General features: G+C 60.8%; 10 protein-coding genes. 8 read left to right on the forward strand and 2 right to left on the reverse strand.

Features of this window, described 5'->3' with window-relative positions; all coding sequences use genetic code 11:
• Positions 1-244: 244 nt before the first annotated feature.
• A complete protein-coding gene (locus C8N44_RS22315; protein WP_106269112.1) occupies positions 245-1168 on the reverse strand; it encodes an Abi family protein in 924 nt (307 codons plus the stop codon).
• Between the two features lie 486 nt (positions 1169-1654).
• Here C8N44_RS22315 and C8N44_RS22320 point away from each other — a divergent pair, with 486 nt between their 5' ends.
• Positions 1655-2104 carry a DUF3768 domain-containing protein gene (locus C8N44_RS22320; RefSeq protein ID WP_107978917.1) on the forward strand — a complete coding sequence of 150 codons (450 nt, stop codon included), beginning with the start codon at positions 1655-1657 and terminating at the stop codon, positions 2102-2104.
• 20 nt (positions 2105-2124) lie between these two features.
• Complete coding sequence (locus C8N44_RS22325) at positions 2125-4020, forward strand: ParB/RepB/Spo0J family partition protein (RefSeq protein WP_245413006.1); 1896 nt, start codon at positions 2125-2127, stop codon at positions 4018-4020.
• 183 nt (positions 4021-4203) lie between these two features.
• On the opposite strand, the gene C8N44_RS23245 is transcribed toward C8N44_RS22325, so the two are convergent.
• Positions 4204-4794, reverse strand: a complete 591-nt coding sequence (locus tag C8N44_RS23245) for a hypothetical protein (RefSeq protein WP_146178903.1) — start codon at positions 4792-4794, stop codon at positions 4204-4206.
• A gap of 722 nt (positions 4795-5516) precedes the next feature.
• On the opposite strand from C8N44_RS23245, the gene C8N44_RS23505 reads away from it, so the two are divergent.
• The 6 genes from C8N44_RS23505 (at position 5517) to C8N44_RS22350 (ending at position 9469) form a co-directional block, all read left to right on the forward strand.
• Positions 5517-5669, forward strand: a complete 153-nt coding sequence (locus tag C8N44_RS23505; protein ID WP_158274137.1) for a hypothetical protein — start codon at positions 5517-5519, stop codon at positions 5667-5669.
• Positions 5670-6103: 434 nt separating this feature from the next.
• Positions 6104-6988, forward strand: coding sequence for an ArdC family protein (locus C8N44_RS22335; RefSeq protein ID WP_107978920.1), 885 nt, complete (start codon positions 6104-6106; stop codon positions 6986-6988).
• 233 nt (positions 6989-7221) lie between these two features.
• Positions 7222-7410: a hypothetical protein gene (locus tag C8N44_RS23250; RefSeq protein WP_146178904.1), complete on the forward strand. Its 189-nt coding sequence runs from the start codon at positions 7222-7224 to the stop codon at positions 7408-7410.
• A complete protein-coding gene (locus C8N44_RS22340) occupies positions 7385-8125 on the forward strand; it encodes a ParA family protein (protein ID WP_107978921.1) in 741 nt (246 codons plus the stop codon). The genes C8N44_RS23250 and C8N44_RS22340 overlap by 26 nt, the downstream gene beginning before the upstream one ends.
• A 3-nt stretch (positions 8126-8128) precedes the next feature.
• Complete coding sequence (locus tag C8N44_RS22345; protein WP_107978922.1) at positions 8129-9169, forward strand: ParB/RepB/Spo0J family partition protein; 1041 nt, start codon at positions 8129-8131, stop codon at positions 9167-9169.
• A gap of 12 nt (positions 9170-9181) precedes the next feature.
• Positions 9182-9469 (forward strand): hypothetical protein, encoded by a 288-nt coding sequence (locus tag C8N44_RS22350; RefSeq protein WP_107978923.1) that lies wholly within the window; start codon positions 9182-9184, stop codon positions 9467-9469.
• The last annotated feature ends 311 nt before the right edge of the window (positions 9470-9780 follow it).

Raw genomic sequence — 9780 nt, forward strand, 5'->3', positions numbered from 1 at the left:
CCGTATCCACGATCACAAGATCAACCGCCTCGACGAACTGCTCCCGTGGAACTGGAAGTCGTAGGATCAGGCGACGGTATCAACCGGTCGGTTACGGTCCAGAAGATCAAGGACGGCACGATTACCAAGTTTCGGTATGACCCGGAGAAGGCCAGCCTCGTCTCCAGCTGAAGAGGAAGTTGCCCTATTTCTGGAAGAGATTTGACGCTCGCCCCTTTGGGGCGGGCATTTGGGTTGTTGCCGTTTATGGGGTCCAGACCGGTCGTGTACGCCAGTCGGTTGGGAAACCCATTTTCGATCGGTCGGAATCAGATTGTGCTTCGATCAGATTCCTCAGCCGATCTCGCCAAGTGCTGTCCGTTGCCTGCTTGTCCATCATGTGAAGCAGAACAACCAATATGTTATAGAGCCGATTGTCGTTCTCTTCTTGCTGGCCTTCGGTCACCAGCACCAAGTCGTTTTTGAAGCGTTTGATCTTGGGTAGTCGTTTGACGGTCCTGCGGTTCCACAGCCGTCCGTGATGTGCGCAGATGTTTCTGGTCAACGCCAACACCTGTAGAGTGCCCTCTACGATCTCTTTGGTTGGCAAGCCCAGGTCACGTCCCACCTGTGATTTGATTTTATTGTCTTTTGTTGCCTGGAACCACTTCGAGAGTTCGCCAAGCGTCATCAGTTCAGTTGCCGACCACAGGGGCGGGGAATAGGGGTCCGTGTACTTGCCTTTGTGGTACAAAATGAAGGTTTCTTCGGATTTATCTACGGCCCGAGCGAGACGGACGAGCTGTTCGGCATGGTTCAAGAAGCCAGAAAACAGGCGGTGATCCAGATGAGCATGGGCACCGTGGGCATGTGCCATATGGTAGGTCCAGCGCGATCTCACATGCACTTCAACACGTTCGATTGCCTCCAGTACCAGAACGCGCAGCCTTCGGTCGAAGACATACAGATCGGTGACTGCACTGAGGGTTGCGCCGCTTTCGAAGATCTTGCTGCGCGCGTTGCCGTTTTCGGGAGGTCTTTCAAAGGGGAGCCAGTAGGCGCTCAGCCTGTAATATCCTACTGTCTCAAGCCACTTCATTGCAGTGGCGTGGTCACCGACATCCATGCCACGCTGGATGAGGAGCTGTAGTTGTTGCTCGATGCTTGAAGGCTTCTTGGTGAACTTCAAAGTACTGAGCAGACCCCTAAAAATAAGTAACCCCCCGGTATTGAGCTCGGCCTTTCGACCGGTCGCCTGGGGGGTGTTGTTGGGGGGATAGTATGTTCGGTCCGGCTGAATGTCAACGCATGTGTACCCGAGGATTCCTGCACGATCACGTGGCAGGGGGATTGTGACTGACAACAAAAGTCCCTGCATGCTTGAGCTGCGCCAAGTCGCGCACGTCTAGGGAACCGCCGGTTCCCCCACGCAAGGCCGCTCGCTTAACGGATCGAAGGGGTGTCCCCAACCACGGTCTCGGGCCGTGCCCGAGCTGCGTGGCCGGGTGATCCCCCTCCCCTTCGATCCTACGAGCAACCTTGCGTGGGCCCCCCTCCTGCCCTCGCCGGGAGGCAGGCTTTCAGGAGAGGGCCGCTTGCAGCGGGCCTCGCCAGAAACCCCGCCCCAATTTTCGGCACCAAGACCGGAAGGGCGTCACCACAAAGGAGGGCCATAATGGCTTATTACCAATGCACCGCCTGCCGCGATGTCGAGGAAATCGACGATGTTATCCCCGAGAGTTGCCCCGCTTGCGGCGCGACGAGCGTCATCGACCTTGCGGTTCAAGCGCAGCAGATTGCCAAGGCGAATGACGCCTTTCGCGAGGCGATGATTTCCGGCGGCCATCCCGTCTATCAAGGTCGTGTGGTCTGCACCCAAGGGGTCGCCGCCAAGGGGCCGGAGTTTGTCACCCTTGCCCAGCTTGCCGTTGCGGGCTTTTCGGACTTCACCGAGGACACTGATCCCCACGGTGATCATTCGATGGCCTCGGTCACGATCTGCGGCGAAACCGTCTGGTTCAAGATCGACCTTTACGACGAGAGCCTTTGCTACGGCGCTGATGATCCGCTGGACGATGCCAACACCCGCCGCGTCCTGACCCTGCTTTTTCCGAGCGAATACTGAGGCCAACAGCGGAGCGCTTGGTGCGCTCCGCTCCGGCTCCTTGTCCCCCAAATCCTTCAAGGAATATCCCAATGACCAAACAGAGCATCATTGCCGCCGACGAGGCCCGTTTCCCTCTGTCGAAGCTGTCGCTTTCCTCCATGAACCCGCGCCAGAACGTGCCCGCCGCCGAGGTCGAGGAACTGGCCGAAAGCATCTGGACCGCTGGCCTGATCCAGAACCTTGCCGGGATCATGGACGGTAACGGTGGGGCCGAAATCGTCGCTGGTGGCCGCCGCCTGCGGGCGCTGCAACTTCTGGCTGAACGCCACGCCGATCTGGCCCAGGTGCGCCCTGAACTGGCAAATCCTCCGGTTCGCCTCGCGCCCGATGATAGCACCGCACAGGCGTGGGCCGTGGCCGAGAATGCTGCCCGCCGTGACCTTCACCCCGCCGATGAAATCCGGGCCTATGGCAAGATGGAGCGGAACGGCGCGACCCCGGCAACGATTGCCCGCGCCTTCGCCGTGACTGAAAAAAGCGTCTACCGCCGCCTTGCGCTGGCCGGTCTGCCGGAAGCCGTGATCGACGCGCTGGCCGCGAATGAAATCAACCTCAGCGCCGCCGCCTGTTTCACGATCAGCACCGACGAGGCGCGGAGCCTTGAAGTGCTGGAACAGTGCCGGGGCAACACCCTGTCCGACTATCAGATCAAGAAGGCGTTGAAGCCGGACGCCGTGAAAGACACCGACCGCCGCGCGAAGTTCGTGGGCATCGAGGCATATCAGGCCGCTGGTGGCCGTGTCGGCGGCGATCTTTTCGCGGAAGAAACCTTGCTGGATGATGCCGACATTCTCGATGCGGTTTTCGCGGATCGGTTGGCCGAGGTCGCGGACAGCCACAAGCGCGACGGCTGGAAGTGGGTTGAGGTGAGCCACGCCGATTATCTTGGCTACTGGTTTCTGCAAGAGAACGGTTTCGAGCGCATTCACAGGGAGACGGGCACGCTTTCCCCCGAGCAGTCCGAGCGGTTCGATGAACTGACGGAACAGGCCGAGGCCGACGCGCTGGACGAGGCAGGACAGGAAGAGTTTGCCGCCCTCAATGCGATCACGGAAGGCGACTACACCGAGATGCAGCGCGCGCATTCCGGCGTCATCATCTATGTGGACTCGCAGGGCGAGGTGCAGAGCTATGAGGGCCTGATCCGCAAGGCCGATAAGGCCGAGGCGGTTGCGGCGGGCGTTCTGGCAAAGTCGCAGCACAGCGCCGACGATGCGCCCAAGAGCCCCATTTCCCAGAAACTCCGCGATGATCTGGGCCGCGTCTCGCGCGGTGCCCGTCAACATGCTGCCTTGCGTGGCCCTGACCTACTGATCGACCTGCTGGCCTACCAGTTGAGCCACAATCTCTATTGGTCCAAGCCGTTCGGCCTGTCCGTCGAGGACGTGCCGAATTGGCCGACGACCGAGGCCGATGGCTATGCGCTGGACGACCGCCTGACGGAGAACCCGCCGCGCGATATGTATGGAAAGGACCTTGGGAAGAGCTTCCGCGCGTTCCGTCAAAAGGGGGCGGATCACATGCGCGGCGAACTGGTTCGCTTTCTTGCCGCGCAGCTTCGGGGCGGTGATGAGAAGCTGATGTCGCTGATCGAGAAGGAGACACAGCCGAACACCCGCGACGTCTGGACCCCGACCGACGCCAACTTCTTTGGCCGCGTGGGAGGCCCCTACATGTCGGACCTGTGGCGCGATCTGTTGGACCTGCCTGCGGATCACCCGACCGCCACCAGCTTCGATAAGCTGAAAAAGGGCGAGAAGGCCGCGAAGCTCGAAGCCCTGTTCCGTGGCGATTACGACCTGCGCAATGCTCTCCGTGTCACCGGCGAACAGGCCGACAAGATTGCGGCATGGCTACCCGAAGGCATGGCGTGAAAAGAGTTCTTTGTGGTGAAGGACGACCTGGCCCCGCTTCGGCGGGGTCTTTTTGTAGCCGGGGCCTTCTGGTGTCCTGCCACGTCAGGGCACGAGGCCCTGCCCTGACAGGACTGGCGCTATCCGCGCGGGAGCCGCTGGCGCGGCGGAATGGCCCCAGGAAGGGCCATTCCAATCCGTGAGCTAATGGCTCGCGGGCATCGGAACGATCAGAACATCCTCATCCGGGCACATCTGGCGGTGATACTGGATCATGGCATCAGCCGAGCGGAAGTGCTTGTGCTCGCCTGATGTCGTCGTGAACACCGGCTCTTCCGTCTTGTCAGGGAAGACGCCCATAACCACCCAGACGAGCTTGCCGTTCGCCGGGTCCTTATGGGGTTCGTAGCGCAGGCGGCCACCGCGTTTGATGAACTGGCGCACCCTGCTGCCGAGCAAAAGGGCGCGCTTCGGTTGTCGGACAGCCTCGCTTGTTTGGGCCATTTGTACCTCCTTCTTGGTCCGTCTGTGTCGCGCCACAGGATCAGAGACCGGCGGCACAACAGGTCGTGTCGGCTCGCCGCTTGGGGGGGAGCGGTTGGCTGAGAACGGGGTGCCTGCTCCCGGTTGGGAGCCCATGACTTCAATTTCCTGAGCCTCTTCAAAGCCTTCAAGGAAACGGTCGTCGCGGTTATTCACCCACCAAGAACCAAGCCCGTAATTGCTACTTTGAAACAGTCTGTGGTTGAACCTTACTGTTCGAACCTTGCGCGGAAAGACGCCAATCCGCGTCATGGCAACGTCTTGAAAGGAGATACGTTTTTGAATGTGTCGCGGCCTTCTGGGGGCGTGACGGTTCTCCTTTTGCGCGCAATTTTCGATCTTGTGGCAAATTCCCAATGTGGTCCCGGACCACATTTTCCAGCAGGAAGGGCTGTCGCGGGTGGTTGGGGATGAGCGGTTTTCCAGCCTGGAATGTAGCGACCTTGGGAGCGGAGTTTCAGGCCGGAGCAGGCCCCGAACGAGACGTCAAGTATCGAGAGAGGGGCCTGTGGGAAACCGCAGCGGGACGTTTGAGCAGGGCGAATCCCGCGCAGGCGCGGGACCGCGTGCCGAGGCTCCGACCGGCAGAGCCGGTCTCCACCCCGAGCCGGACGCCCCTGCCCTCTCTTCGGCCTGGAGCGCGGCGAATTGTCTCTCCGAGCCAACCCGCAGCGCGGCCGAATGGTCGTTCAGGCGCATCCGTCTCGGCCAAAGGTCTGGCCCGCATTTCGCAGTCGCTTCGAGGTGAGGCAGCGCAGGAATGGGCGCGCGGCTTTGGGCATCCGTCAGTGTGCTGAAGCGCCTTCGCGATGTGGCGATTTGATTGTGAGAGCGTGCGCCGGCCTCGTCCTGGTGCAAGGGCAAGCCCTTCTCCACGGCGCTTCGCTTCGTTGCGACCGCAGGCGGTGCACCCGTCCGATCTGGGCCGTCGCGGTGATCTCCCGAAATCGTCCAACACCGAAAGGAGCACCACAATGAACAAGATCATCGCCCGTCTGCGTTCAATCCTGCGAAGCCTCGCTACCAAAGCGAACCTCAAGATCTCCGTTGCACTCAGCGTCCCCGGCTTCCTGAAGGTCGAGGTCAGCTACTCGCGCAACCTCGATCGGCCACCTGAGGACGGCTGACCGCCCCAAGGGGCGGGCCTCGGCCCCTGCCCTTTTCGTAGAAATCAGAAGAGACCCACGCAGCTTGCGCGGGTCGCATCCAAATAGCGGTCAGGTCGGGGGATCGACGGGCGTGCGCCCGCTCACCCCCGTCCTGGCTTTTTTCTCTTTCTTGGTCCGCCCAACAGACCTGACCCGGAAAGTCAAAAGACAAGCGCCGCGCAGGCGCGTCGTCTCCGACGAGGACCGTGTCCTCGGCCTCCGGCCTGCGGGCCGCACCAACCTCGTCTCCGATCCTTTGACTGTCCGGTTCAGGCCCGTGGGTCGGGCTTCGCCCTCCCCCACTCTGTTCCGCCGAAAACATGCGTTTTCGGTCGGATCAGGTGGCCGAGGCGCAGCCCATCGGCGGAAGGATGGCACCTAGCCTCCCCGTCTCACCTTGAAGGAGGCCACAAATGGCAAAATCGGATTTCGACATCTACCAGCATGTCACCAACCAGATCATCGAGGCGATGGAGGCGGGCGTTTCGCCTTGGCGCAAACCTTGGTCCGGCGGGGAACAAGGCGTCTCGTTCCCGCTGCGGTCGAATGGCGAACCCTATCGCGGGATCAATGTTCTGATGCTGTGGCTTGCAGCCCATGCCAACGGGTTCGGGTCTGCGCATTGGTTCACCTTCAAACAGGCGAAGGAGTTGGGCGCGCATGTGCGCAAGGGCCAGAAGTCATCGACCGTGGTGAAATACGGAACCGTCGAGCGGGAGAACGATGACGGCGAGGCGGTCGCGATTTCCTATGCCCGCGCCTATCGTGTTTTCAACGCCGACCAGATCGAGGGCTTACCGGAAGATTTCTATCGCCGCCCCGAGGTGCAGGAAGATTTTGGCACGCGGCCCCTGCCGGAGGTCGACGCGTTCTTCCAGGCGGTCGGTGCCCGTGTCACACATGGCGGTGCAAGGGCGTGCTATGTCCCTTCGGAGGATCGTATACAGATGCCGCCTGTGTCCGCCTTCATTTCCGCGCAGCACTACACGGCGACGTTGTGCCATGAGGTCACGCATTGGACCGGCCATCGGTCGCGGCTGGACCGTTTCAAGATGGGAAGCACGAAGGCAGATTATGCCCGCGAGGAGCTGATAGCAGAAATCGGCAGCTGCTTCCTTGGTGCGCGCATTGGCGTAGAGCCGACCATCGACGAGGCCGCGTCTTATCTCGATAGCTGGCTCGGGGTGTTGAAAGAGGACAAGCGCGCGATCTTCAAGGCGGCGAGCGCCGCGCAGAAGGCGGCGGATTTCGTTCTGGAGGCCGCCGCCGCAGGAGGCGCAAGCGAGATCGCCGCCTGAGCACATCGGCAACACCTTGAAAGGGGCTCGCAGATGCGGGCCTCTTTCTGTTTGAAAAATGTACTTATATATGGCTGTATGTATGTCATTACAGGCACGCGGCCTGGGCCAGAAAATTTGCCGCGCCGAGACATGCGTCTCGCCGCGGCCGCAAGTGGCCGAGGTCAGTCGCCCAAGATCAGGGCGCCGCGCTTATGTCAGCCCGGAATCCGGTGCATCTTGCGGAGAGGTATATGAGCAACCCAACACGCATGTTTTCCATGAATATGCCGGTCGACGTGCATCGCGCGCTCAAGCGCGAGGCCTTCGAGCGAGAAACAACAATGGGCGAAATCGTCCTCGATGCGCTCAAGCAATGGGGCATCGCTCAACAGACCAACGAGGAAGGAGCAGGCCGTGAAGACGATCGTAATCGCGAATAACAAAGGCGGTGTCGGCAAGACGACCGTTGCGACCCAGATCGCCTTCTACCTTGGTCGCGCAGGCTATTCCGTCATCGCCGTTGACCTCGATGGGCAGCGCAATCTGACCAGCGCCTTGAACGGCAAGCGGGTGGTCGGGAATGCGTTGCAGATGATCGAGAGCGGCGAAGCCCCGAGTTTCTCGGTCGATCCTGGTGAAGTTGTTCTGATCGAAGGAGATCGAGACGTTCCGGTCAGCTCCGACGATGCGGTTCTGCAAAGCACCGTGGCCTCGCTGGACGGACTTGAGGGCGCGGACTTCTGCGTCATTGATACGCCCCCGACATTCTCGGCGCTGGTCTACGGGGCGCTTCTGACGGCGGACTTCATGCTGTCGCCCATCGAGTTGAAGCGGTTCTCGCTGGACGGGGTCGAGGGCGTTCTGAAAGCCTTCGTGCAGGTCCAGGAGATCAATGAGGGCATCCAGTTCCTTGGCCTGCTGCCGTCCCGGTTTGACGCGGTGAAGCAAAATGAGCGCGAAACCCTGCAAGCCGTAGCCGAGTCCTACTCCAACCTTCTGGTGCCTCATGCGATCCGAAACCGGGTCGGCTATGAAACGGCAGAGGCGGAAGGCATCCCGGTTTTCGAGGTGCCGACTGCCAGCGGCAAGGACGCAGCCGTCGAGTTCGGTGAGTTCTTCGACTGGTTCATCGAGTCCGTCGAGAAGGAGGATTAAGCCATGACCGAGAAGAAGTTTGGCAGCACGATGCAGACGCTGGATCGCCTCAAGAAGAGCGGCGATCTGTCGGCCCTGACGCGGAAGAATAAACCGGCGCAGGCCGGGCAGCGTGAAATCCCGCTCGATGACATCATGCCGGACCCTGAGCAGCCTCGTCGCCACTTCGACAAAGATCAGTTGGCGTCCCTGGCGGAGAGCATTCGGACTCAAGGGGTGCTTCAGGCGATTACGGTGCAACCTGCCGACGATGCCGGGAAGCACATGCTGATCATGGGAGAGCGGCGCTTCCAGGCTGCAAAACTGGCGGGTCTTACCAAGATCCCCGCAGTCGTTCGCGAGATGACCGATGCACTTCGGATGGCGCAGCTGACCGAGAATGTGCAGCGGGCCGACCTGACGACCTTGGAAGTGGCCGAGGCCGTCGCGGCGATGCGGGCCGCAGGGCAGTCGCGCAGCGCGATTGCCGAGGCGCTTGGCTGGAATGAAGGGGAGGTGTCCCGTTTCGCCGCCTTGGCAAAGATGCCCGATGAGTTGCGCGACGCTGCCGCACAGAACGCACCGATCCGCGCCCTGTCGGATTTGAACGCGCTCTGGAAGAAGGACGAGGCCGCCGTTCGGCAGTTTCTCAGCAAGACCGAGGCGAGTGATATTTCCCGCGTGACGGTGGAGCGTCTGCGCGGGGAAATCGACGGGAAAGGAGCCGCGCCCGAAGTGGGGATTTCGGTTCAACCCGCACCCGAGGCCCCTCAAGCTGAGGGTCCGAAGGATACTCCCGATGCAAACGTCGAGACAGCGGATGTGGCAGGGCAGGGGGACGAGCCGGGTGAAGCGCCTACGGTCGCTTCTCCGCAATCGCCCCGGCCCCGTGTTGCAACGGCATCTCCGGCTCTTCTGGTCAGTCATGGCGGGCAGCTTGGCCGGGCCTTGCTTGATCAGCCTGCCTCGAACAGCAAGTCTGTTCTCATTCGCTTCGAGGAGGATGACCGGGTGGCAGAAGTGCTATTGGCCGAGGTCGAGCTGGTGGAGCTGCTGCGGGACTAAGGAGGACGAGAGATGGTGAAGATCGCGCTCTGGAATGCAATGCTGCTGATCCGCACGCCTGTTCAGGCATTGCTCACGGTGCTGATGGTGCTGCATCTGGTTGCTGCTGTGGCCGGATCTGTCATGATTTTCACCGGCTACGGCGTCGAAGCGGTTGATCAGATCTCGTTCATCTATCGGCTTATTGCGCCGGTTCTGATGGCTGGTGTCTTTGTCATCCTGAGCGCTTTGTCCTTCTATCTCGATAGCCTTGTCTTCCGCGTCACGCCGCGCAATCGGCTGCTTTTCCTTTGGGGATAGCCCTCGGAGAACAGATCGGAAGAGTTGAAACGCACCGCCTTCGGACGGTGCGTTTTTTTTGACTGCCGCGTCTGGCTTGGCTCTCCGATGTGGTCCGGGACCACATTTCGAGCGCGTTGCCCCGGTTCGAGCGACTAAACGATGAGCGCGGAAAACGTGGTCCGGGACCACGTTTTGGGTTGGGGTTTAGACTAATGCAGGATAGTCTAAGCGCCAGCAAGTAGCCCACTTTTGAGTTGAAAATGCCCACACAGAAGAAAGCCGCCAAGACGTATCTGCCTCCGGAGCGCCATGCCCAGCTTGAGGCTTTG

Origin of the sequence: Allosediminivita pacifica, from assembly GCF_003054175.1 — a bacterium.
GTDB lineage: Bacteria > Pseudomonadota > Alphaproteobacteria > Rhodobacterales > Rhodobacteraceae > Allosediminivita > Allosediminivita pacifica.

Bases quoted from the DNA above. Each gene is read 5' to 3' on its own strand.
- C8N44_RS22320 (WP_107978917.1), top strand. From the start codon at position 1,655: ATGGCTTATTACCAATGCACCGCCTGCCGCGATGTCGAGGAAATCGAC.
- C8N44_RS23245 (WP_146178903.1), bottom strand. From the start codon at position 4,794: ATGACGCGGATTGGCGTCTTTCCGCGCAAGGTTCGAACAGTAAGGTTC.
- C8N44_RS23505 (WP_158274137.1), top strand. From the start codon at position 5,517: ATGAACAAGATCATCGCCCGTCTGCGTTCAATCCTGCGAAGCCTCGCT.
- C8N44_RS22335 (WP_107978920.1), top strand. From the start codon at position 6,104: ATGGCAAAATCGGATTTCGACATCTACCAGCATGTCACCAACCAGATC.
- C8N44_RS23250 (WP_146178904.1), top strand. From the start codon at position 7,222: ATGAGCAACCCAACACGCATGTTTTCCATGAATATGCCGGTCGACGTG.
- C8N44_RS22345 (WP_107978922.1), top strand. From the start codon at position 8,129: ATGACCGAGAAGAAGTTTGGCAGCACGATGCAGACGCTGGATCGCCTC.
- C8N44_RS22350 (WP_107978923.1), top strand. From the start codon at position 9,182: ATGGTGAAGATCGCGCTCTGGAATGCAATGCTGCTGATCCGCACGCCT.